This is a genomic window from Metabacillus mangrovi (assembly GCF_009711125.1).
Lineage (GTDB): Bacteria > Bacillota > Bacilli > Bacillales > Bacillaceae > Metabacillus_B > Metabacillus_B mangrovi.
This window is the reverse complement of record NZ_WMIB01000005.1, coordinates 1-23,246: the sequence shown is the minus strand read 5'-3', so window position 1 is coordinate 23,246 and position 23,246 is coordinate 1. Positions and strand designations below refer to the sequence as shown.

Here is a 23,246-nt window from a genome sequence, read left to right as displayed (position 1 = left end):
ACAAACTATACCCAAACGGAAATGGAGAAGAAAGAAGTGCTATGTTGAGGGAATGTAAACATTCAATGAAGTAAAGGGATATGAGTGGAAGAATGTAAGGAGATGCGTTATTCTATTCTCTATGTTATTATGCTATTTTTAAAAGCCGGACGGGAGGGGTGCTTATGGCTGAAGTGCAGAGAATGGACGAGGTGGAGCAGGAGCTGCTGCTGAATGATCTGAAGCATGCCAGAATGGATGAATTCCGGGAGCGTTTTTTTGACAGACACTCCTATGACCAGGGGAAATGGTTTGCTTCTATAGAGCCGGAAGAAAGAGAGATCCTGTATAGGTTTCTTTCTCCGGAAGAAATGGCGGCCATTTTTGAGAACCTGGATACAGATGAAAAAGAGATTGAAATGTACCTCTCTGAGATGGATTCCATATATGCAGCCCAAATGCTCGCCCAAATGTATGCGGATGATGCAGTTGATGTGCTGAATGAATTGGATCAGAGCCAGGTAGCTGGCTATCTTACCTTGATGGAGGAGGATGCCGCAAAGGAAATCCGTGAGCTCCTTCATTACAAAGAGTTTACTGCGGGAAGCATCATGACGACCGAATTTGTGGCTATTCATGCTCAGCAGACGGTCCGGTCAGCGATGCAGATACTGAAGACAGAAGCGCCAAATGCGGAAACGATTTATTATACCTTTGTCGTTGATGAGGATAAACGGCTTGTTGGAGTCGTATCGCTCAGGGATCTGATTATTTCTGAGGATGATACGATGATTTCCGAGATTATGAATGAGCGCGTCTACTCGGTGCTTGTTTCAGTCGATCAGGAAGAAGCAGCCCGGAAAATCAGGGATTACAATTTCCTCGCGCTTCCGGTTGTCGATATTCATGACCGGCTGCTCGGAATCATTACCATCGATGATATCGTCGATGTCATCGATGAAGAAGCATCGGAGGATTATTCAAAGCTTGCTGGGATCTCAGATGCTGATTCCCAGGATAAGGGGCCATTTTCAGCGGCGAAAAAACGGCTGCCGTGGCTGATCATTCTTTTGTTCCTTGGAATGCTGACAGCAAGCCTGATCGGGAGATTTGAAAAAACCCTTGATCAAGTTGCAATTCTTTCCGTATTCATTCCGTTAATTGCAGGGATGGCCGGAAATACTGGCACACAGGCGCTGGCGGTAGCAATCCGGAGAATCGCGCTTGGCGAAACAGCAAAAGAGACAGCCTTTAAAATCCTGATGCGGGAAGCAGGGACAGGCCTGATCGCCGGAACAGTCTGCGGTGTGGCGGTAACAGGAGTGGTCTTTGTCTGGAAAGGGGATCTTGTCCTCGGTCTGCTCGTCGGGGCGGCCATTCTTTTCTCGCTGATTGTTGCTGCAGTGGCGGGAGCGATGGTACCGCTGATCATGCACCGGTTTAAAATCGATCCGGCTGTGGCTTCGGGACCTTTTATTACGACGATCAATGATATTATCAGTATTCTTATTTATTTGGGACTGGCCACTCTTTTTATTCAAAATCTTCATTAGGAAGGAGGGAACAGGATGGAACATGGAGCATCCGTAACATCACTTGTGATTGTGGTCATCGTTGCCTTTATGACTCCGATACTTATGCACCGGTTTAAACTCAATTTTATGCCAGTAGTAGTCGCGGAAATTCTGATGGGTCTTGTCATCGGAAAAAGCGGTTTGGATATTGTGCACCAGGATGCATGGCTGCAGACCCTTTCAACACTCGGCTTTATCTTTTTAATGTTCTTAAGCGGACTCGAAATTGATTTTACTGCTTTTTCGGGCGGCAAGAAAAAGGAGGTGCTTCCGAACAGGAAGCAGGTTCCGAATACGTTTGCAGCATCAGGCATTATTTTTGCCGGGATTTTTATTCTTTCCATCCTGCTGTCACTGCTTTTCGCCTGGACAGGCCTGATTAAGAATGCATTCTTAATGACGCTCATCATTTCGACCATCTCGCTCGGTGTTGTTGTTCCAACATTGAAAGAAGCAAACATCATGAAAAGCAATATCGGCCAGATCATTCTGCTTGTCGCAGTCATTGCCGATCTAGTCACAATGATCCTGCTCGCGGTATTCGCCTCCATGTATGGAGATGGGGGAGGAAGCATCTGGCTGCTGCTGATTTTGTTTGCGGCTGGTGTCATCCTTTACTTTGTCGGCAGCCGGTTTAAAAACCGGTCCTTTATCGAATCGTTGTCGAAGGGGACCGTTCAGATTGATACGAGAGCGGTTTTCGCTTTAATCATTATTCTCGTGGGAATTTCAGAAACCATAGGAGCGGAAAATATTTTGGGGGCCTTTCTGGCAGGAGTTCTCGTCTCTCTGCTGTCACCTAACAAGGAAATGGTCCAGAAACTCGATTCCTTCGGCTACGGGTTTCTCATCCCGATCTTCTTTGTCATGATTGGTGTAGAGCTGGATTTGTGGAAGCTGTTTGAAAACCCTAAAATCCTGATTCTAATCCCGCTGCTGCTGATCGCTCTGTTTGTTTCTAAACTACTGCCGGTCTTGTATTTGCTGAAATGGTATGACATGCGTACGACGCTGTCGGCCGGATTCCTTTTGACAGCGACACTGTCGCTTGTTATCGCCGGGGCGACCATTGGTGAAAAGGCTGGGGTGATCGACAGCCAGATGTCAGGTGCACTGATATTGACAGCGGTCATCTCAAGTATCATTTCACCGATCGGATTCAAAAAACTGTTTCAGCGTAAATCACTCGGTCAGCAAAAAATAAAAATCGCCATGATCGGCGCCAATCAGATGACATTGCCGGTCACAAGGGAATTGAATGCGGACTATTACGAAACAGTCGTTTATCATACTTTTCAAGACAAGATGAGTGAAGGCATTGCCGAATCACTCTTTGAGATAAGAGATTTGAAAAACTATTCTGTTGAAAGGCTCTCCGAGAAAAAGGTTTTTGAGGCTGACATTCTTGTAGCCGCCACGGGTGATGAGGAGAGAAACGCGGACATTGCTCTTTTTGCCAAAAACAAGGGCGTTAACCGTGTGATGGCAAGTGCAGCTTCAGCAGAGCTTGCTGAAAAATTGAAGAGCAATGGAATCGATGTTTTCTCTGTAGAACTTTCCACAAAGATTTTGCTGCAGGCCTGGATTGAATCTCCGGATATCGTCCGGATCCTCACCAATAAGGAAACCGGGCTGTATCATGTGAATATGAGCAACAGCAAGTATGCTGGAGTCCAACTGAGATCTTTCCCGTTTACCGGGGACCTGATCATCGTCCGCATTTTCAGGGGCAACGAATCAATCGTTCCTCATGGGGATACGAGACTTGAAAAAGGGGACCGCCTTCTTGTAACGGGGTCGCTTGAATATGTACAGGAACTGAAGAGAGAACTGCAAATTTAGTACTTTGGACAGGCATCATTGATGCCTGTCTTTTTGATGAGGGAACTGCTATAATTATAACCAGGTACTAATAACATGTATAAAACAGGAGGCACACCCAAATGAACGTTTCCTTACAAGGCCGCAATATTGTGGTAATGGGAGTAGCAAACAAACGAAGCATCGCCTGGGGCATTGCAAGATCCCTTCACAGCGCAGGAGCAAGAGTCATTTTTACATACGCAGGCGAAAGGTTCGAAAAGCCGGTAAAAGACCTGGCTGCAACACTTGAGCGGGATGATTCACTGTTTTATCAATGTGACATTACAAATGATGATGAAATTAAAAAATGCTTTGGAGAAATTAAGCAGGAAGTCAGTGTCCTTCACGGAGTGGCCCACTGCATCGCATTTGCCAACAAGGAAGACCTGGCAGGCGAGTACATGGATACAACACGGGAAGGGTTCCTTCTTGCGCACAATATCAGTTCTTATTCACTGACAGCTGTGGCTAAGGAAGCTAAGGGCCTTATGACGGAAGGCGGAAGCATCGTGACCCTTACGTATCTTGGCGGAGAACGCGTTGTGAAAAACTACAACGTAATGGGAGTGGCAAAGGCTTCTCTTGATGCCAGTGTCCGCTACCTTGCAGAAGACCTTGGCAAGCATAAAATCCGTGTGAACTCCATATCAGCCGGACCAATCCGGACCCTTTCCGCTAAAGGAATCAGTGATTTTAACTCCATCCTGAAAGAAATCGAAGAAAAAGCACCGCTCCGCAGGACCACTGATCCGGAAGAAGTCGGTGACACCGCCCTGTTCCTGTTCAGCGACCTTTCCCGCGGCATGACAGGCGAGAACCTGCATGTTGATTCCGGCTATCATATTATCGGCGGTTGAATGAAGAAAAGAGCCTGATTCAGGCTCTTTTTTCTTTTCTGATTTGCTGAAGGGTAAACAGCAGTCCGGTAAACCCTGCAAAAAAGGAAGGGAACAGACCGTATAGGAAGAATGTCCATTCACCGGTCCTCATGGAAACGGCAAGCAGGAAGAGTGGAACAGCAGCCAGCAAAAATAGAGAGACCATAAGGGCAGCGGCGTTCGAAGGCTTCATGAATGCTGACCTGAAAAATAAAAGGTAAACACAATAAGGGAGACACTGTGAATGACATAAATGGCACTCATTACAAAAAACGAAAGCGAAATGCCCTCCACGGCAATGACCAGGACCCATGCCAGCAAAATGGCAAAAAAAGTGACGTTCCAGGAAAGCGCTTTAGAGTTAGACATCATATAGCGGTACCGTTCATCCAAGCCCCGTTTTTTCCGTGCGTTCCGTCTTGCAAAAAGATAACACACTCCGGCAATCAGAAGCCCTCCGGATAAACCCGCCAAAGCAATCATGTTATTCAGCAATGTTTTCATCCCCCTCAAAAATAAAAAGATCTTCAATGGTGCATTTGAAAACCTGGGCAAGCTTATGCGCTAAAACAAGGGATGGTTTGTACTTGCCTTGTTCCAAAGAAATAATGGTCTGCCTGGAGACGTCTAAAATACGGGACAGTTCCTCCTGCGTAATCCGGCTCTCTGTCCTTTTTTCACGAATCAGTGAAATCAAATACCTGCCTCCCAGTTACGGATAAGTAAAACGTACTTTACTTTTATTGGAATGTCAAGGGGGCTTTACTTTTTAACCATTCAACTTTTCTATATAATGGGGAGGACGTTTTTTACGTGAAGGAGGACTGCATGATGGAATTATTCAGCCAAACACATGCCGGACAGTACAAACGAAAATACGGAAACCGGGGACGGATTTTGCTTAAATGCCCGGACCAGCCGGGAATCGTTGCGGCGGTATCCCAATTTTTATTCAGTCACGGGGCAAACATTATAGAGTCCAGCCAGTACTCCTCAGATCCTTCCGGGGGCACTTTTTTCCTGCGCATCGAATTTGATTGCCCGGATTTTGCCGGCAGACTTGCTGAGATGAGAACCGAATTTGAATCAGCAGCGGCTCCTTTTAAGATGGAATGGAAGATCACAAGTGTTACTGAACTGAAAAAAACCGCCATCTTTGTTTCAAAAGAACCGCACTGCCTGCTGGAATTATTATGGGCATGGCAAAGCGGAGACATTGTTGCAGATCTGGCAATTGTCATAAGCAACCATGAAAACTGCCGTAAGATCGTCGAGTCGCTCGGCATTCCTTTTTACCATATCCCGGCCTCTAAGGAAAACCGGCAGGAAGCAGAAGAAAAACAGCAGCAGCTGCTGCTGCAATATGAAATTGAACTGATCATCCTGGCCCGCTATATGCAGATTCTCACTAAGAAATTTACAGCTGCTCATCCGAACCGGATCATTAACATTCACCATTCGTTCCTGCCTGCTTTTGTCGGGGCCAGGCCGTACGAACGGGCTTATGAAAGAGGTGTCAAGCTCATCGGCGCCACCTCCCATTATGTGACCGACGAACTGGATGAAGGACCGATCATCGAACAGGATATCGAGCGTGTTACCCATCACGACCATGTAGATGACCTGAAGCGAATCGGAAGATCCATTGAGCGCAGTGTCCTTTCCCGTGCGGTAAAATGGCATCTCGAGGACCGGATTCTTACCGATGGAAACAAAACGGTTGTCTTTTCCTGATTGGTCATGAATTCCAAACGAGGCGAATAAACTGTTTTGAACAGTTCATGACCCGGAGGTGGAAAGATGAGCGAAAAAAATGAGAAGCAGGCGAAACAGCCGCTTATGTATATTGTTCAGCCAGACAGTGTGAAGCCCCAGGCAAACATGCAGGCCGTCGCCATTAAAAAGTCCGTTTCAGCTAAACCGAAAAAAGAACAAAAAATCGAGCAAATTGACAATGTACAGGAAGCCGATAAAGCCGGAAGCGCGGACCTGGCCGCACCTGCTGAAACAGGCAAAATTGATTTAACAAAAAAACCGGCGGAACCGGCAAGCGAACGAGCCGCAAGCCAGGAAACCCCGGTATATGAACGGAAAACAAGAAAATCATTCAACTCCATGAGCATAACGGAAAAAATCAGCTTTTTCGCAAGCCTGCCAAGCAACATTCCAAGAACCCTCTGCCAGGTAGAACTTGCCGACCAGACGTACAGGGGCATCATAACCGGAGAAAAAGACGGATTCGTCCTTTTGAGAACAAGCGCAAGCTCTCAGCCAGTCAGTATAAAAGCAGAAGACATCAAGGCCATCCAGCCTCTGGGCTTTTAAAAAGAGCTGAACCGGATCACTCCGGCTTCAGCTCTTTTTTCATTTTAACTTAATCGTCCCCATTAAGAGTACGATTAATCAAACGCGGATTCAAGCACTGAATGGAACAGAAGCACTTTAAATCCACCTCGATGCAATTATCCGTTTTCTCCAAACGGAACACATCACAAGCACTGTTTTTATGGAAATTCAAAACATGCTTCTTATCATCGAAAGCAATCAGCAAACGAAGCGTCGCACAGCACTTCTTCACGCTTTCCACACGGAAGAAAATCGTGTTGAAGCAATCACCGGACTGCAATTCTCCTACATTCCCAAACGCCTTAAAAGGCTCCCCTTTTTCCGTATATAGAATGAATGGAATCGTATCTCCTAATGTATTAACTGGGGAAAGAAGATTGCTGTAACAGCTGGTCGAGCACTGCTCCTCCACTGCATCTTGCAAGTCGGCGATATTTTCCACTGCATCACACACGCAGCCAAAGTCTTTAGAAAGAGTCATTTTTATCCCTCCCGGATAAAGATTTATTGTCACTAATAGGATAGGCAGGTACAAGACTAAAGGTGCTAGGGCAACTGCCCATTAAATCAAATTTATTTATAGCCATCAGCCCGGGAAGGGAGGCAGGTATCCGGAAAAACGGGACGGGGCTTTTGATAGGCGGGAAACAGAGGGTGGGGTATGAGGTGAGCGCTTATGAATGGGGGTTGAGAAACGGTGGTCATCGGGAGGGAGAGCGCGCTTGGGGATGGGGGGCGAAAGCGTCGGGACTGATAAGGGCTTGCAGGGGAGTTGGGGCTGGAGGGGGAGGGTGCGCTTGGGGATGGGGTGGAAAGCGTCAGGACTGATAGGGAATTACAGAGGAGCTGGAGGCTGCCGGGGATGGGCACAGTGAAGGACGGGATTAAAAGAGGTACTGATGTGGACTTAATTTTAATTCGAAAGCAGGATCCAGGAAGATCAGCCAAGGAAGTTGGCAGTTAGATAGGATTAGATGTTGAATTGGGACTGATTTATCGGGCAAAAGGAGGTTAGTTGCTACATGGGGTTTAATTTGAGCAAAAGAATGCCGTTTTCGTAAGAGAATGGGTGATTTATCTTAGAATATTTGGATGAGTGAACTGTTTTTTCATTGATTAGAGGCCAGGGGTCTGATAAATGAGCCTCAAACCAGGTTAAAAACCACTAAAAATGGGGGGCGAAATAATTTATCAGCGATAAATTAGATATATCGGCGATTTTTTTCATATATCGGCGAAAAAAATGATATATCGACGAAAATAAAAATATATCGGCGAAAAAATCCATATATCGATTATTCGGGGTAATTCGACGAATTCTGCTTCAGGTTTTTTCCCCTGCGATTACTAGATCCTATATATGCAGCCCGGTTACCAGCCGGTCAGCTCTATAAAAGGAACTCCCCATCCAGTAAGATCTCCTCATCAAAGGGAACCTTCTTAAGTAAAAGCAGCCACCAGTAAGAACTGCCCCATAAAAGAACTACCCATAAAAATGGGCACCGTCCTCAGTAAGTACCGCCCATATAAAGCGCCTCGTCCCAATAAAACCGCCCCCAGCCCCACATCAAACCCCGCCTATGGAAAGAAAACCGCCCCCACGTAAAACCCGCCAAACTAAAGAAACCAATCCGAGATAAGTCCGCCCCACCCAACCACCCCCTCCAGAACCAAAAAAAATAGACTACCTTTTAGGCAGTCTAATCAATGTTAGCCATGGTGGTGGTGCTTCTTTTTGTTGTTCGGGGAAACGCGGTTAACTAGTTCAGGGGAAAGACATTGGATAGCACAGAAGCAGTTCAGGTCTACTTCGATGCAGAAATCGGATTTTTCAAGTCCGAAGAAATCTTCGGCGCATGGATCGCATACGCTGATGGTGTCGCCTTCTACGTCTACTGGTTTAAGCAGGGAGAGGGTTGCACAGCAGTCTCTCAGGTTTTCGACGCGGAAGAAGATCGTTTCGAAGCAAGTGGCGTCGTCCATGAATCCGCCAACGTTGCCGAATGCTGAGAATAGTTTTCCTTTTTTATCGAATAACAAGAACGGAATGGTGTCTCTGCCAGGCATTGCACTTGGGCTCAGCAGGTTGCTGTAGCAGCTGGTAGGGCAGCTTTCTTCTACTGCTTCCTGTTCTGCAAGGATGTTTTCAACGGCTTTGCAGACGCAGCTTTCGTAATCGTATTTCCCGTGGGATTTTCCGCAGCTCATGTTTTCATCTCCTTAAATATTGGTTGATTGACATTAGTCTTTAACAACATATGTGGGGAGATGGCTATTGGTGTGGGTGAACGTCACGGATCCATGGATGGATGCGGAAAAAGAAGCGGAGGATCCCTTTATGACTTGAACTGACGCTAAGATAAGTGTCCGGGATAAGGAGGCTGCTGCTGTCTTGAGGAACCCTGCAGAAAAATACGATTGGGCTGCCGGTATGGATTTCAGCCTGGTAAGCAGCCTTCCATAAAAAAACAGCAAACCGGTACATGCCAAAAGAGCGCGGGCAGGAATGCACGGCGCTGCCACATGCGGCTGCTTCCGATTTGCTCAATAGAAAAAAGCAGGCGGGGAGCCTGCTTTTCTCGCTGATGCGGGGAAATTAGAAGATGTCGATGGATACGACAAGAGCCAAAAGGATCTGGATAAGCAACTGAAGGGAAACTGCGATGTCTGTGTCGGTTGTTTTTACGTTTACGTTGCGGGAGTTTTCGATAACCAGTTTTTGAGCGTTTGCTTGAGTGATGGTCGCTTTTTGAAGAAGGTCTTGCGTTACCATTTCAGCACGCGCACTGTCTGCGATTGTAAGGTTGATGACTAGAGCGATTGCTACTTGAATGGCTGCTTGAAGAGAAACCCCGATTTGTGTTTCAGTCGTTGTTACCTCGATGTCGCAAGAGTCTTTGATGATGATGGTTTCAGAAGAAAGCTGTGCTGTTTTGCTTACTTGATCTGCGTTTTGATCTACTTCACCATCACGGTCGCAAAAGTTACCAAGTCTGTTGCTGTTTTCTGTAGGGTGAGAGCAGCTTCTGTCGTTCGCTACCCAAGAGTAATTTGACATGTTCTTTTTCCTCCTTTCATTGTAATACTATTTAATGTTGGAAAGGCCGCTTTTGTTTAGACAAACATCCTGAGTCATACGCCTATTTTTGTTATTCGCTCGCTTTTTTGTTTTTCATCATATCGCGTAGTGTGGTGTTTTTAGGTGCTTCAGCCGGGGCAGCTTCTTCAGCAGCCTTTTGTGTTTGCGCTGATAGAAATTCGTCAACTTTGGCTTGAAGATCAAGGACTACGGCTTTGATTTTTTCTTTTTGGTCGTCAGACAGCTGCTTTTTCGTATCGTCTGTGATGTTGTTTTTATTAAATACATCAGAAACGAAAAGCTGCATCAATGTGGAAGAGATATCGTTCAGGTTTTTGCTTGACATGTTGTTCACTCCTTTAGGGTTTTTGAAAGGGTTAGAGGATATCAATCTGCAATAGCAGTGCCAGCAGAATTTGAATGAGCAGCTGAAGGGAGATGGCCACGTCTGTATCTGTCGCTTTGACGGTTACATTTTCAGATCCGATGATGATGATTCGCTGCTTCTTTCTTTGCTGGGTCACGGCACTCGTCAAGATTTGCTGTGTCACTTGCTCTGCACGCGTGCTGTCTGCAATCGTCAAATTGATTACAAGGGCGATGGCCACCTGGATGGCAGCTTGGATGGACAGGGCGAGCTGGGTATCGGTTGTTTCGACGGTTACGTCTTCGGAATCTTTAATGAAGATTCCCTCATCTGATACTTGAAAAAGTACAAGATCCTGTCCGGCTTCCTGTGCTGCTTCCTCCATGATGGGCCGATCCATAGACAAATGATTCACTCCTTTCCCATATATACATAGTTAATGCAGCACAGCTGTATTTGGACTGATGAAAACATACAGATTCTTCCCGATTTTTTTCATAAATGCCGCGTCCCTTCATAAGTTAGAAGGGAATGGCAGGTGGAGAAACATGATAGATAGCTGGCTGCTGGCCGTGCTGTTTGGGCTTGCGATCTTCCGTTTAACCCGTCTTTTCGTGTATGACAAGATAACAGACTGGCTGCGCCGGCCTTTTCATGAAGAATATAAGTCCGGGGATGGGATTTATATTAAGATGAAGGGAAAGGGCATCCGGAAGTGGATTGGAGAGCTGCTCAGCTGCTATTGGTGCACCGGTGTCTGGTGCACGGGGCTGCTGTATGGCGGATGGCTGCTGTGGCCGGTTGGAATGGAGCCGCTGATCTGCATTTTGGCTCTGGCCGGGCTCGCCGGGATCATCGAAACAGCTGTAGGAAGGATGTTAGATTAGGTTATTGACTCAGTACGGATTCTGTCCGCTATTCATAAAATGCTGTATCTCCGGAAGAAAGGTGGAGCAGCATGAACAAGCCATACATGAATCCATCCATGCCCCAGTCTCAAGGGAACAGTCGGCATGTTTCCAAGCCGGTTAAGAAAAAGGGCTGCGGCTGCGGCAAAAAGCGCTGAACTAAAAAAGCAGGAGGCTCCTGCTTTTTTTATTGTTCTGAAAATGCGTTAAAGTCCTGACAAAGAACTGGACAAGGTGAACGCAGCAGAACCTCCTTCAATCTGCTTTTTTTATTTCCGGGCTTTCTTTTTCTGCATAAGCTGAAGGGGAGGTGCTGTCATGGGCAAAAAGCTGAGCAAGGAATTTGAAGTGTTCATCGGCAACCGCTACAAGGGGCACGATGAAGTCATGAAAAAGAGTGACAAGTGGCTCTCTGGCAAAGAGAGGGACCTGAACAAATTGGAGTCTGAGGCTGAAAAATTCGAGGCCAGAATGGAGAGCCTGGCAAACGAGGCGGAGAGGTGGATGAAGCAGGAAAAAAAGAGTGAAAAATAAATCTGTAATGAATTGCACGAATGTCCATACCCTTTCTGGCCGGATTTCATATGTTGTAGAGAAGAAGGAAAGGGAGGTGCATGGCTAATGTCTTACGGATATGGATGTTATGGATACGGTGGCGGCTACGGCGGTGGCGGTTACTACGGTTCTACTTTCGTTCTGATCGTAGTACTTTTCATTCTTTTGATCATCGTTGGTGCTTCTTTCTACAACTAATCAATTTGCAATCTCCTTCAAAGATATGCAGACAGGAAAGCACGGACCGGGTGTCCGTGCTTTCTCCGTTTTTAAAGGGAAAACGTGTGAATCTGTTTTTACTGAAGGACATATTCGTCAAGCTCCAGCGTCTGGCAGGTTCTGAATACATAAGTCCATCAACCTTGGTTCGTTCTGCGAGGGGGCAGAGGGCCTCGATCGCCTTTTTTATTGCAGATCTCACGTTTGATGCCGGCCTGTTATGCGTTGCAGCGGGACACTGTTTAATTAGAAGAACTCATCTTGCAAGGCGCTTGTGCTTTTGTTCTTGTGAGGGACCCATGCACACTCGACTGGGCCCCTTCATAGGATAAAGCAACAGTGAGGAGGCAGAAAAATGGATAATAAGTTCTTTAAGAACATTGAAAAGAAAACGGGCGTAAACATGAATGAAATCCTGGCTCTGGCCAATTCCCTTCAAAATGCGAATTTCCGTGATGAAACGACGGTCCGAAATGTGATCCGCAAGGTTGCCCAGATTGCCAATAAAAAAGTGCCGAAGGAAACAGAAGACAAGATTGTCAATTCCATCGTAAATGGGAAAGAGAAGCTGGATTTTAACACGATCTCCAAGATGATTAACAAGAAATAGCAAAAAGCCTTCCGTTCAAAGTGAACGGAAGGCTTTTTGAATTTACTGGGCTTTCGTCTTCGGCAATTTGATATCAAGCTTCGCTTGTTCATAAATGCTTGTGCTGACAATTTCCGCTACGTCCTGGAGCTTGTCCTTGCTGATTTTATCAATTGTGTCTTCTGGAGTATGGTACCAAGGCTCCGTTGGACTGTGGATAAAGAGAGCAGCCGGGATGCCTTCCTCGGCGAATGGAACATGATCACTTCGTCCGCCCTGATAAAAAGGAACAGCTTTGCCATTCAGCTTTTGGCTTTTTTTCTGTACGAGCTGAGTCACGAGGTTTTCTTTGCCATCCAGCGTCCACATCACAAGATCCCCTGCATCTTTGCTTCCGACCATATCGAGGTTGAAATTCGCTTCGGTACGTGCGATTTCGTCATCGGACAGGCTGTCTACATAATGATAAGAGCCTAATAGTCCGATCTCTTCAGCTCCAAAGGTAACGAAGCGAAGCTCTTTGTCAGTTGGAACGTCCTTGTAAATGCGTGCAAGTTCCAGCGTCATAGCTGTTCCGGATGCGTCATCATTGGCTCCTGGAGCAGATTCGACAGAGTCATGATGGGCACCGACAACAATAATATCACTCTTGCGGTTTTTGGAGACGAGTGGTTTCTTTTCTGCGATGACATTATGTGAGGTTTTTTCTTCAATTTTTGAGCCTTCTGCAAGCACAGAAGCTGTAATCTTCTCCCCGGCTGTCAGCTTAGCTGCAAGCGCTTCACCATCTGCTTTTGGAAGAGAAAGAGCAGGGACGTATTTGCTATTGGCTTGTCCAAGTGTACCGCTTAATGGGCCGTTCGTATTGTTGTAGATAATGACGGCGGCGGCACCCCGTTCAGCAGCGTTCAGCACCTTTTCACCAAAGCTGATCTCTCCGCGCTTAATCAGAGCGATTTTACCGGTTAGATCCATCGACTGAAGTTCATCTTTTTTGCCGAGACCTGCCAGTACGAGTTCACCGGTGGCTTGGCCGCTTACCGTGTATGTAAAAAATCCAGGCTGATAGTCTTTTCCATCTGCAGACAACGATACTTTGTCAGGAGATTTATAGCTTTTAAGGGTAAATGGCTGTACTTTTGCCTTGTATCCGTATGATTCAAATTTCTTTTTGATGTACTGAACTGCTCTCCATTCCGATTCTGTGCCTGCAACCCGGGGAGTCTCGGATAAATCCGCAATCGTGTTGTACATTTTGTTTGCGTTGATCTTGTTGATCAGCTTCTTTTCTGTCACATTGAACTCATATCCGTTTTGTGCGGGCTGTGCCATGGCAGCTTGAGGAGCTGCTGCGGTCCCTACCAGGAGAGAGGCAGCCAAAAGCGATGAAGCAAATGTTTTTTTCATACAGAACCCCCTATAAATATAGTAGTCTTGCTCTTTTATTGTATATTGTTTAGGGTGTCGAAATAAGTGACCATTTTACCGAAGTAAAGTAGACTGAAAATTCTATTTTTGTGAGAATTTTGAAGAAAATAGTCACTTTGAAGGGGGTCTTTTAGCCTTTGAAGGGTGAAGGGTCACTTGAGAGGAGAGATAATGAATGAAACGAGGGCTCCGTTTGGAAATCCATAATGAATATGGGAGATTCCTCGATCCCCTTAGAAATAAATGACGATGTATGGGCGGCCGGAGAAGTAGAGTTTTATTTAACAGATGGAAGTGAACTGCAAACTCCAAAGGAAATGGACGGGCTGGATGGCCTGAATCTCAGGAATCTAATAGAGGGAAACGAATTTTATCTCGTCTCTGTAATTTTGCAAGCATATCCGAACGGAAAAATCCACACCTTAACGGATCGTAAGAGGAATTTGGAAATAGTGAGTGCTAGCTTGTGCTGTTAGTAAGGACATATGTGGATATGTATTGAAAAGGCCATGCAAAACTCGAACGCTTATACCATAATGCAGCATCAAAAGATTTTGAACATCTTCGCTATATTACGGATGAAAACGATACAAGTTCAAGGCAGTCCGTGTGGTAAAAAACCCCGGAACCAGTATCCGGGGTTTTCTCGTTATTGAATGGCCTGAAAGAATCTTGAAGGGGCACTTTTTCTTCCGCGCCGGGTTTGCGGAGAAGAAAGATAGAGTTCAAACTGTGCACGGGTCATCGCTACATAGAGCAGGCGGCGCTCTTCTTCAAACGCTGTGAAGTCTCCGTTCCGGGCTGATTCAAGCGAAAAATCATGCGGGATGCTCCCATCGACGGCACCAAGAACATAGACATACGGAAATTCGAGCCCTTTCGAGCGGTGGATGGTCATCAGACGCACACCGTTCGCCTGACTGCGGCCGTTTTTCTTAAGATTAGAAGAGAGGGCCGTCATATGATCTGCATGCTCAATGAGTTCCTCTACTGTACTGAACTTTTTGGCCGCGACTTTCAGATCTTGCAGATCATCTGAACCTTTATCCATTTTGTTTCCTTCGTTGCCGCGTTTTTTGATTGCATCCGCGAGTCCCATTTTCTTTTCAATCAGATTTAGGGCATCCAGCGGAGACATCGCCTTGATTTTACTAAAATAAGGAAGAATGTCCTGAATTTTTTTCTGCTGAAAGGGCTTTATGTCCTGTACATGAAGGAGTGCTTCCAGCAGCGTGCAATCATTTAGAATAGATAGGGCTTTTATATCCTGCAGTACGTGCGACTTCAAAAATAAGGCAAAAATAAGGTCTTTCATCGCTTGCCCGTCATCCGGATTAACAGCTAATCTTAAATAAGCAAGCGGAGTTCTGACCATTTTGCGCTCATAAAACGAACCTGTCTCCTGGTCGACCGAATACGGGATGCTGGACTCGCTCAGCCGTTCGAAAATTGCACGGCCCCCTGTGTGAGTGCGGTAGAGGATGGCAAATTCATGCGGTTTTCTGCCGCTCCGGATTTTATCTTTCAGATCATTGACAATCAGTGTCGCTTCTTCCTCTTCATCGTAAGGATAGAAAAACATCGGTTTAATTCCGTTCGCAAAGGTTGCATCCATTTTCTTTTGATGGCGCTCGCGGTTCCGCTCGATCATCTTGTTGGCAGTTGCTACAATTTCGTGGCTCGAGCGGTAATTGGAGGCAAGATGAATCACTTTTGCATCCGGGAAATCTTTTGTAAACCGGAGCAGAAAAGCGGGATTGCTTCCGCGGAACGCATAGATTGACTGGTCATCATCCCCGACTGCGAATACCGACTGATGATGGGCTGACAGAATTTGAATGATTTCATACTGTACCTGGTTAATATCCTGAAATTCATCAATCAGGATATGTTCAAACCGGTTTTGGTACGAAGTCCGGATCGCTTCGTCATTCTCAAGAAGGTGCAGGCACTGCAAAAGCATATCGTCGAAATCAAACTGTCCGTTCGCTTCTTTAAATTCTTCGTACTTTTTGTAGAGGTAGGCGTTTTTTTCCTCCGAGGCATCGGCAGGCTTTACTTCTCCTGGAGAAAGGCGGGTATTTTTCCACAGCCCGATCTGCTGCAGGGCCTGATCATAAGGGAAATCCGTTTCATCAAGCTTTAAATCCCGGCCTGCCTGCTTTACATACTGTTCGCGCTGCCATTCCTTCAGCAGGTTTTTAGAGTCCCAGCGGCTCCGGTCATGATGGGTGAGGATACGGTAAAAAATGCCGTGGAATGTGCCGGTCACCATTGCATTTACCTGCTGGACCGAAAGGCCGTACAGCGAAGCCATCCGTTCTTTCATCTCTTTTGCGGCCTTTACTGTAAACGTAATCAGCATGATCGATGAAGGAGCAGCAGCCCGTTCCTGGATTAAGAAAGCGGCCCTCGAAGTGAGAACTCTCGTTTTACCGCTTCCTGCTCCTGCGAGCACGAGTGTAGAGGAAGCATTTGAGGTCACTGCTTCTGCCTGGGCTTGATTTAGTGTAATATCATCGAAAAGGGTGATAAGTGGATCACTCTTTTCTGTAAATGGAGCAATGATGCCTGGAAAACTCGGATTTTTCCAAATAGCAGACGGTTGATCCGCGGAATCGGAAATGCTTCTGTTTTTCGGAATGCGAAATGCGCCTGAAGGTTCCGCCACCCGATTGGTTGGATCGGATTTCTGGGGAGTGTAAGCGTTTAAACAGCCGGCGGCTGCCGAATGATCGCTATGCTCGAATTCAGGTGCAGCCGAGATGCTGAGCCTTATAGCTACAGGTTTTCCGCAGACCGGGCATTCCAGCAGTCCTTTTCGGCTCCAGTCAAACAGCTTCTGGTAATCTTCTCTCGGAAAATGAGAGAGATCTATTAATCTATCAGAAAATTTCGCAAAAAACATTGGGTGCCTCCCATAAAATCTCAATTGAGAACGTACTTTATATGTAAATAGACAAGAACCATCTTAACAGACTCATAGAGAAAGAAAAAGGTGACCGGAGCGTTTTTTCTTAAAAATCGGGGTATATACGAAGTAAAGGAGAGTGGGAAAATGACCTGGATAGGGCCTGTTCAAATCGACCAGTACATACAATATGCGAATCGTTCAGTTTCAGTAAAAGATGATTATGCCTCTCTCGACCGTGTCTCGAAAATTCATCTGCAAAAGGATAAAATGGAAGAAGAACGCAAGTATGAAGAAAGCCGTTTTTCCAGGATACTGGACCGCATGAAACGGTCATCTGAGAGTGCTCTGCCTTCTGAACCGGGAAAAGGGATCAGCTTTGATGCCAGAGCATGATTTCGCAGCAATAGAAGATTTTAAAAAACTCGACATCCGTACAGGGACCATTCTCCGTGCAGAGGCTTTTCCTGAAGCCAGAATTCCTGCCATTAAGCTTGAGATTGATTTTGGACCGGATATTGGAATAAAACAGTCAAGCGCCCAGATTACAGAACGGTATGCTCCTGAGAAGCTGATTGGCTCTCAGATTACTGCTGTAGTAAATTTTCCTCCGCTCCGGATCGCGGGCTTTCAGTCAGAAGTCCTTGTCATTGGAGCTGCAGATGGGAGCGGCGACGTCGTGCTGCTGAGGCCGGATGAACCGGTCGCGAATGGCACCCCGATTGCATAAACGCTTAATTGTCACCTATAAAAGGGGGAAGGCCGCCCCGGACGGAAGGAGCGGCCGCAAATAGACCGGCTGCCGGTCTATTTTTTTTTCACAAAATACAGCCCGTCATCCTTGCGCCACTCTGCATAAAGCAGGTCCTTATAGGATTGGATGCCGCTCTTGGAAAGCTCCTGAATCAGCCAGTCCTCGCTCAGTCCCGCTTCCTCCAGGTTATCCCGCTGAACAGATCCGTCCAAAACAAGGCTGAATGGCAGAACAGGAACACTGCCCCTCATTGAGAAATCGGACCGGACTGGAATGTCATATTCCGGTTTTTTTAGGATGCTCACACTTCCATCTGTTTCCAAAATTGCATACTCGATTTCTCTCATAGAAAAGGTTCCTTTTGAACGGATGAGATGCTGCAATTGGTTTAAATCGAGCTTTTCTTTTTTCAGCTGCTCCCTTAAGATTACCCCGTTCCGTATGATAATCGTAGGATGTCCTTCCATTAAAATCCGTGCTTTATTTGATTTTTGCGTCAGCCACTCGATCACAAAAATCAGAATTCCCCAGATTGTAATGGCAAACAGGATTTCAAGCAGACCGATATCATCATCATAAACAGCATTTCCTACGAGTTCTCCGAGGACGAGTGCCGAGATAAAGTCGAAGGTAGTGATCTGTGTGATTTGCGTTTTGCCGAGCAGTCTTGACATTAAAAAAAGACCAAAAAAGCCAACGATCAATTCCAGTGCTATCCGATACATTTCCATTTAGATCACCCTTACTAGAATGCACGGATTATGGAGTTTATACTCAGGCGGGCGGCCAGCAGAAAAAACCCGGGATACGCTGATCGTATACCCGGGCTGCTGCGGATCGTGCTATGTACGCTTTTTTATCATCGTGACGTGCGGGATTCCTGCATCAAGAAATTCTTCTGAACAGACCTCATAGCCAAGCTTTTCATAAAAAGGGACCGCTTGAGTCTGGGCATTCAGTTTGAATCGGGAAATATTCGGTGCTGCGGTGTACTCGAGCTCTTTCATAATCATCCGGCCCGCACCCTTGCCGCGGCAGGAGGCCAAAATGCAGATCCGTTCAAGCTTTCCGTAACCATCCGCTTCCCGGATTCTGCCTGTGCCAACCGGCATTTCCTCATCGTAGAGAACGACATGGACAGCCGTATCATCATACTCGTCCAATTCCTCTTCGGCTGGAACGTTCTGTTCTTCCACAAATACTTTCATGCGGATCGAAAAAGCATCCTGCATTTCTTTTTCAGTCTGTGCAATCTTAGCCTGCATTAGATCTCTTCCTTTTCCAGAATAAAGGTTTCATACACTGTCCATGCTCCGTTTTCCAACTGATAAAGCAAGTGGAAGCGGTCGATCTGTTCACTATGATGGTTATCCTGCATCTTCAGCTGTCCAAGTACATCGGCCATTTCTGCATCGGAAAGCTTCTGGCCGATCGTGATATGCGGGACAAATGCATATTCCGGCTCGGATTCAAGCGCTCCTGAATGCAGCATGGAATGAAGCTCCTTCAGTTCTTCTGTCGGCTCCACTTTTAAATAAATGACATTATTGACCGGTGAAAACGAACTGATCTTTGTCACTTCCAGCTGTACAGGACGTAACTCGCGGGCAGAACGCCGCAATTCTTTTGATATCGCTTTGATTTCCTCATCTGAAGCCTCGAAAGGGGTCTTCAATGTAAGATGCGGCGGAATCAGTGCATAATGCGGATCATAACGTTTACGGTAGGAATTCGCCAGATCCTGTAATTTTTTTGCCGGGAAAAGAACTATGCCATATCTCATTCGGGTTCCCTCCAATGTTGGTTAGCAGATTAGTTAAACATGGCCTTCAGCGCCTTTGGAAGCAAAGGCTGCCAGTGGGTCCATGTGTGGTCTCCATCAAATTCTTCATATAAGTAAGGAAATCCTTTTTTTTCGATTGCTTTTTGCAGCATCCGGTTCGGTTCGAGGAAATTCTGTACTTCTCCTGCCGTCGTTTTGACTTCCGTCTCCTTTTTTCCAATCTGATGGAAAATCGTAATATCAGGAGAACTGCTGAAATTTTCTGCTGCTTCAATGACTGAATCATCGACATATGGAGACTGCATGATAACTTTGCCGAAAATATTCGGGTAATCAAAAGCTGTCATCAATCCAATTGTTGCAGCAAGTGAATCCCCTATAAGCGCCCGGCCCTGTCCAACCTGATAAACAGGGTATTCATTGTCCAGATACGGCACGAGCTCATGGGCAAGGAACCGTTTGTAGGCTGAGAATTTTTCACCGTCCGGATGATACTTGGCTCTTCTGTCCTGAACATCCTTATACGGAATGCCGACGATGATCACATTTTCTGCCTCTTCTTTTTCAAGCAGGGCTTCATACTGGCGCGCGATCCGGCCGAGCCTGAAATAATCCTGTCCATCCTGAGCGATCAGCAGACTGTATTTATACAGCGGTGAATAGCTTTTTGGCAAATAAGTGAGGACAGTCAGTTCTTCGTTTAATGATTCTGAGAAAAAAGAAGATTCTTTGACAACTCCAGTTTGCTTTTCCACGTCAAATCCTCCAGATGTAAGATACAATATAAGCGCTTCCACCTATTTTAGCATGTTTTGCAGAAAAATGCTGTTTCAGTAAATTGGAAAAACTTAAGTATTACCCCTTGAAAAAGTTGAAAAAGTACGTTAAGGTTATAAAAAATTCATATATTTCCGACGATTTATTCTTATCCAGAGAGGTGGAGGGACTGGCCCTGCGAAACCTCAGCAACCGGTAGACGCGCATGCATATGCGTCCCAAGGTGCTAAATCCAGCAAGCAATTCGGAGCTTGGGAGATAAGAGGAAGACCTTTGAACGCTAAGCCTTCTTCTTATTTTAAGAGGAGGGCTTTTATTATTTGTTCCTGTTAAACGCTCACGCCTTCCGCTCCAATCAAGAAGTGATCCACACCTTGCTTTAACACAGTCAATTATATTAACGAAACGAGGGAATCGCATGACAAAGCATACAGAAACCATCCTTGCCCAAATTGGAAACCGCAGTGAACAGACGACAGGAGCCGTAAATCCGCCCATCTACCTGACAACTGCCTACAGGCATACAGGAATCGGAGAATCTACCGGATTTGATTACATACGGACCGGCAATCCGACGCGTGCGATAGCTGAACAAGCCCTCGCAGATCTTGAGGGAGGAGACCGGGGCTTTGCATTCAGTTCGGGAATGGGTGCCATCCAGACGATCATGGCTCTATTCAAAACAGGAGATGACCTTATCGTGTCTTCCGATATCTACGGGGGCACGTACCGGCTGTTTGAGCAGGAATGGCGCAAGTATGGACTGAGCTTTCAATATGACACCTTCCTTGATCTCGAGAGCACGGAAGCGCGCATCCTTCCAAACACGAAAGCGATCTTCCTGGAAACACCGACAAATCCGCTGATGCAGGAAGCAGATGTAAAACAAGTAGCTGCGCTTGCGAAACGGCATGGCTTACTGCTTATTGTCGATAACACGTTTTATACACCGGTGATCCAGCAGCCAATTCGCCACGGGGCAGATATCGTCATTCACAGCGCAACCAAATATCTGGGCGGCCACAATGATCTCCTTGCCGGAATTGTCGTGGCAAAAGGGGAGCAGCTCTGTGCGGAGCTCGCATCCCATCATAATGCGATTGGTGCCGTTCTTGCCCCGTTTGATTCCTGGCTGCTGATCCGCGGACTGAAGACACTGGCACTCAGAATGAAGCAGCATGAGGAAAATGCTGCAAAGGTGGCCGCTTTTCTGAAGGAGCTGCCCGAAGTGACTGACGTCCTTTATCCGGGAAGAGGAGGGATGCTGTCATTCCGAATCGCCCGGGAGGAGTGGGTCAACCCGTTCCTGAAAAATCTGAACGTCATTACATTTGCTGAAAGCCTGGGGGGCGTCGAGAGTTTGATGACCTATCCGGCAACCCAGACGCATATGGATATACCAGAAGAAATACGCACGGCAAACGGAGTCTGTAACCGGCTTCTGCGCTTCTCGGTCGGAATCGAGCACGCAGAAGATCTAAAAGCCGATCTGAAGCAGGCATTCCAGGCTGTAAAGGAGGAGGAGAAAATTGAGCAATACTGAATGGTCCATCCAGACAAAGCTGCTGCATAATAGCCATAAGACGGACAAAGAAACCGGAGGGGTCAGCGTTCCGGTCCATTTGTCCTCCACCTTTCACCAGTCGGACTTTGATGCATTTGGAAAATACGATTACGCCCGCTCAGGCAACCCGACAAGAGAGGTGCTCGAAAACGCCATCGCAGATCTTGAAGGTGGTGTAAGAGGGTTCGCCTTTTCTTCTGGAATGAGCGCCATCTCCACAGCCTTCCTCCTGCTGTCAAAAGGAGATCACGTTCTGGTGACGGAAGATGTATACGGGGGAACATACCGGATGGTAACGGAAGTGCTGAGCCGTTTTGGCATTGAATATACGTTCGTGGATATGTCGGACCTGCATCACGTAGCCTCCGAAATCCGCCCGAACACAAAAGTCATCTATCTCGAAACACCATCGAATCCGCTTCTCAAAATTACAGATATAGAGGGGATCGTCAAGCTCGCAAAAGCAAACGAATGCCTCACCTTTTTAGACAATACCTTCTTAACACCAGCCCTTCAGCAGCCGCTCGGGCTGGGGGTAGATGTCGTCCTCCATAGTGCCACAAAATTCCTGGCCGGCCACAGCGATGTTGTCGCAGGGCTCGCAGTGGTAAAGGATGAAGAACTCGGAAACCAGCTCTACAAACTGCAAAACTCATTCGGCGCCATATTAGGCGCACAGGACTCCTGGCTCGTACTGCGGGGCTTGAAAACCCTCCATGTCCGCCTGAAGCAATCAACCGAATCCGCACTCAAACTGGCTGCTTTTTTATCCAAGCACCCGGCCGTTGAAGAAGTGTATTATCCCGGCCTCTCTTACCACCCGGGATGCTCTGTGCAGAGATACCAGGCAAGCGGCCCCGGAGCCGTCCTTTCCTTCCGGCTGGCTGACGAAGACGCAGTAAGGAAAGTTGTACAGAACGTACAGCTCCCGGTATTCGCAGTCAGCCTCGGCGCAGTCGAAACCATACTTTCCTACCCGGCGAAAATGTCACACGCCGCCATGCCGAGAGAAGAACGCTACCGGAGAGGCATCACCGACGGTCTCTTGCGCGTAAGCGTCGGCCTCGAAAAAGCAGAGGACCTGATTGAGGATTTCCGGACAGCGCTTGACTTGCTGCCAAAAGTAAAGCCTCTGCAGTATGCGAGGCTGTGAAAAAGAAGATTTCCGATAAATTGCGGCAGAACTTTTAGAAGGTGCCGGAGCTTAGGCGTGATAGCGCGGTTAGGCTCTGGGGGCTTTTTTTTTAGGAGGGTCTCTGTCCTTTTGGTGGTGAAACTTGTGGTGAAATAGGAGGGGAGTGGGTCTGATCCCAGGCTCCTGAGACTAATATTCCGGCATAGTCATCGGCTAAGGGGAGGAGGCAGGACCCTCTTCGGCCTCAATTTCCGGATGCTGTAATAAACTTGGTACCTGACATCGCAGCGGAAGGATTGGTTTTCGGTGAAAAACGTGGAGAAACGACCAAGTAAAATAGCGTTTAAGTTGGTAAAGTGGATTTACTGCGTAGTAAGAAGCTCAAATCCTGAGCCTGAACACAGCAGCAGCGGTCTTATCTTCGAAAAAAACATTTTATCTCCGAAATTAATGATTTATCGTAAGCGTAAAAGGATCCACACCTTAAAGAGAAGGCGTGGATCCTTTATCATGTAGTTATTCAGTTTTTTCCTTGTT

27 protein-coding genes and 1 riboswitch are annotated in these 23,246 nt (G+C 46.7%); of the genes, 13 read left to right on the top strand and 14 right to left on the bottom strand.

Annotated elements, in window-relative coordinates; translation table 11 throughout:
* The first annotated feature begins 164 nt into the window (after positions 1-164).
* From mgtE to fabI, 3 genes are all read left to right on the top strand, one after another.
* Positions 165-1,532, top strand: coding sequence for a magnesium transporter (gene mgtE / locus GKZ89_RS07320; protein WP_155111755.1), 1,368 nt, complete (start codon positions 165-167; stop codon positions 1,530-1,532).
* 15 nt (positions 1,533-1,547) lie between these two features.
* Positions 1,548-3,395, top strand: coding sequence for a cation:proton antiporter family protein (locus GKZ89_RS07315; protein WP_155111754.1), 1,848 nt, complete (start codon positions 1,548-1,550; stop codon positions 3,393-3,395).
* A gap of 101 nt (positions 3,396-3,496) precedes the next feature.
* The gene (gene fabI / locus GKZ89_RS07310; RefSeq protein ID WP_155111753.1) at positions 3,497-4,273 is read left to right on the top strand and encodes an enoyl-ACP reductase FabI; all 777 of its coding nucleotides are present in this window, start codon (positions 3,497-3,499) and stop codon (positions 4,271-4,273) included.
* Positions 4,274-4,292: 19 nt separating this feature from the next.
* Here the strand turns inward: fabI and GKZ89_RS07305 are convergent, their stop codons facing one another.
* From GKZ89_RS07305 to GKZ89_RS07295, 3 genes are read right to left on the bottom strand one after another with little or no spacing between them, the layout of a single operon-like run.
* Complete coding sequence (locus GKZ89_RS07305) at positions 4,293-4,487, bottom strand: hypothetical protein (protein ID WP_155111752.1); 195 nt, start codon at positions 4,485-4,487, stop codon at positions 4,293-4,295.
* Positions 4,484-4,789, bottom strand: coding sequence for a DUF2178 domain-containing protein (locus GKZ89_RS07300; RefSeq protein WP_155111751.1), 306 nt, complete (start codon positions 4,787-4,789; stop codon positions 4,484-4,486). The genes GKZ89_RS07305 and GKZ89_RS07300 overlap by 4 nt, the downstream gene beginning before the upstream one ends.
* Positions 4,779-4,991: a helix-turn-helix transcriptional regulator gene (locus GKZ89_RS07295; protein ID WP_155111750.1), complete on the bottom strand. Its 213-nt coding sequence runs from the start codon at positions 4,989-4,991 to the stop codon at positions 4,779-4,781. The genes GKZ89_RS07300 and GKZ89_RS07295 overlap by 11 nt, the downstream gene beginning before the upstream one ends.
* Positions 4,992-5,125: 134 nt before the next feature.
* Here GKZ89_RS07295 and purU point away from each other — a divergent pair, with 134 nt between their 5' ends.
* Together purU and GKZ89_RS07285 are read left to right on the top strand one after the other, a co-directional pair.
* The gene (gene purU / locus GKZ89_RS07290) at positions 5,126-6,028 is read left to right on the top strand and encodes a formyltetrahydrofolate deformylase (protein ID WP_155111904.1); all 903 of its coding nucleotides are present in this window, start codon (positions 5,126-5,128) and stop codon (positions 6,026-6,028) included.
* 66 nt (positions 6,029-6,094) lie between these two features.
* Complete coding sequence (locus tag GKZ89_RS07285; RefSeq protein WP_155111749.1) at positions 6,095-6,619, top strand: CotO family spore coat protein; 525 nt, start codon at positions 6,095-6,097, stop codon at positions 6,617-6,619.
* A gap of 49 nt (positions 6,620-6,668) precedes the next feature.
* On the opposite strand, the gene GKZ89_RS07280 is transcribed toward GKZ89_RS07285, so the two are convergent.
* The 5 genes from GKZ89_RS07280 to GKZ89_RS07260 form a co-directional block, all read right to left on the bottom strand.
* Positions 6,669-7,121, bottom strand: coding sequence for a CotY/CotZ family spore coat protein (locus GKZ89_RS07280; RefSeq protein ID WP_155111748.1), 453 nt, complete (start codon positions 7,119-7,121; stop codon positions 6,669-6,671).
* A gap of 1,229 nt (positions 7,122-8,350) precedes the next feature.
* Complete coding sequence (locus GKZ89_RS07275; protein ID WP_155111747.1) at positions 8,351-8,848, bottom strand: CotY/CotZ family spore coat protein; 498 nt, start codon at positions 8,846-8,848, stop codon at positions 8,351-8,353.
* 388 nt (positions 8,849-9,236) lie between these two features.
* Positions 9,237-9,698 carry a spore coat protein gene (locus GKZ89_RS07270; protein WP_155111746.1) on the bottom strand — a complete coding sequence of 154 codons (462 nt, stop codon included), beginning with the start codon at positions 9,696-9,698 and terminating at the stop codon, positions 9,237-9,239.
* Positions 9,699-9,789: 91 nt separating this feature from the next.
* Positions 9,790-10,065, bottom strand: coding sequence for a spore coat protein (locus tag GKZ89_RS07265; protein WP_155111745.1), 276 nt, complete (start codon positions 10,063-10,065; stop codon positions 9,790-9,792).
* Positions 10,066-10,096: 31 nt separating this feature from the next.
* The gene (locus tag GKZ89_RS07260) at positions 10,097-10,486 is read right to left on the bottom strand and encodes a spore coat protein (RefSeq protein WP_155111903.1); all 390 of its coding nucleotides are present in this window, start codon (positions 10,484-10,486) and stop codon (positions 10,097-10,099) included.
* Positions 10,487-10,634: 148 nt separating this feature from the next.
* On the opposite strand from GKZ89_RS07260, the gene GKZ89_RS07255 reads away from it, so the two are divergent.
* From GKZ89_RS07255 to spoVIF, 4 genes are all read left to right on the top strand, one after another.
* A complete protein-coding gene (locus GKZ89_RS07255) occupies positions 10,635-10,973 on the top strand; it encodes a DUF1360 domain-containing protein (protein ID WP_155111744.1) in 339 nt (112 codons plus the stop codon).
* 339 nt (positions 10,974-11,312) lie between these two features.
* Complete coding sequence (locus tag GKZ89_RS07250; protein ID WP_155111743.1) at positions 11,313-11,528, top strand: hypothetical protein; 216 nt, start codon at positions 11,313-11,315, stop codon at positions 11,526-11,528.
* Between the two features lie 87 nt (positions 11,529-11,615).
* Positions 11,616-11,747 carry a YjcZ family sporulation protein gene (locus GKZ89_RS07245; RefSeq protein ID WP_155111742.1) on the top strand — a complete coding sequence of 44 codons (132 nt, stop codon included), beginning with the start codon at positions 11,616-11,618 and terminating at the stop codon, positions 11,745-11,747.
* 376 nt (positions 11,748-12,123) lie between these two features.
* A complete protein-coding gene (gene spoVIF, locus GKZ89_RS07240; RefSeq protein ID WP_035409216.1) occupies positions 12,124-12,378 on the top strand; it encodes a sporulation-specific transcription regulator SpoVIF in 255 nt (84 codons plus the stop codon).
* Between the two features lie 42 nt (positions 12,379-12,420).
* On the opposite strand, the gene GKZ89_RS07235 is transcribed toward spoVIF, so the two are convergent.
* Together GKZ89_RS07235 and GKZ89_RS07225 are read right to left on the bottom strand one after the other, a co-directional pair.
* Positions 12,421-13,764, bottom strand: coding sequence for a M28 family peptidase (locus GKZ89_RS07235; protein ID WP_155111741.1), 1,344 nt, complete (start codon positions 13,762-13,764; stop codon positions 12,421-12,423).
* A gap of 670 nt (positions 13,765-14,434) precedes the next feature.
* The gene (locus GKZ89_RS07225) at positions 14,435-16,693 is read right to left on the bottom strand and encodes a UvrD-helicase domain-containing protein (protein WP_155111740.1); all 2,259 of its coding nucleotides are present in this window, start codon (positions 16,691-16,693) and stop codon (positions 14,435-14,437) included.
* A gap of 150 nt (positions 16,694-16,843) precedes the next feature.
* Here GKZ89_RS07225 and GKZ89_RS07220 point away from each other — a divergent pair, with 150 nt between their 5' ends.
* A complete protein-coding gene (locus GKZ89_RS07220) occupies positions 16,844-17,092 on the top strand; it encodes a hypothetical protein (protein WP_155111739.1) in 249 nt (82 codons plus the stop codon).
* A complete protein-coding gene (locus tag GKZ89_RS07215) occupies positions 17,079-17,426 on the top strand; it encodes a tRNA-binding protein (RefSeq protein ID WP_155111738.1) in 348 nt (115 codons plus the stop codon). The genes GKZ89_RS07220 and GKZ89_RS07215 overlap by 14 nt, the downstream gene beginning before the upstream one ends.
* A 77-nt stretch (positions 17,427-17,503) precedes the next feature.
* Here GKZ89_RS07215 and GKZ89_RS07210 read toward each other — a convergent pair whose 3' ends face one another.
* The 4 genes from GKZ89_RS07210 to GKZ89_RS07195 form a co-directional block, all read right to left on the bottom strand.
* Positions 17,504-18,181 (bottom strand): DUF421 domain-containing protein, encoded by a 678-nt coding sequence (locus GKZ89_RS07210; protein WP_155111737.1) that lies wholly within the window; start codon positions 18,179-18,181, stop codon positions 17,504-17,506.
* A 111-nt stretch (positions 18,182-18,292) separates the two neighbouring features.
* Positions 18,293-18,715 (bottom strand): GNAT family N-acetyltransferase, encoded by a 423-nt coding sequence (locus tag GKZ89_RS07205; RefSeq protein ID WP_155111736.1) that lies wholly within the window; start codon positions 18,713-18,715, stop codon positions 18,293-18,295.
* A complete protein-coding gene (locus tag GKZ89_RS07200) occupies positions 18,715-19,233 on the bottom strand; it encodes a YjcG family protein (RefSeq protein WP_155111735.1) in 519 nt (172 codons plus the stop codon). Before GKZ89_RS07200 ends, GKZ89_RS07205 begins: the two co-directional genes overlap by 1 nt.
* A gap of 29 nt (positions 19,234-19,262) precedes the next feature.
* Positions 19,263-19,988, bottom strand: coding sequence for an alpha/beta hydrolase-fold protein (locus tag GKZ89_RS07195; RefSeq protein WP_162356568.1), 726 nt, complete (start codon positions 19,986-19,988; stop codon positions 19,263-19,265).
* A 167-nt stretch (positions 19,989-20,155) separates the two neighbouring features.
* Positions 20,156-20,275: riboswitch (SAM riboswitch) on the top strand.
* Positions 20,276-20,428: 153 nt separating this feature from the next.
* On the opposite strand from GKZ89_RS07195, the gene GKZ89_RS07190 reads away from it, so the two are divergent.
* Positions 20,429-21,553 carry a methionine biosynthesis PLP-dependent protein gene (locus tag GKZ89_RS07190; protein WP_155111733.1) on the top strand — a complete coding sequence of 375 codons (1,125 nt, stop codon included), beginning with the start codon at positions 20,429-20,431 and terminating at the stop codon, positions 21,551-21,553.
* Entirely contained in the window at positions 21,540-22,727 is a 1,188-nt protein-coding gene (gene metC, locus GKZ89_RS07185; protein ID WP_155111732.1) for a cystathionine beta-lyase, read from the top strand. The genes GKZ89_RS07190 and metC overlap by 14 nt, the downstream gene beginning before the upstream one ends.
* The last annotated feature ends 519 nt before the right edge of the window (positions 22,728-23,246 follow it).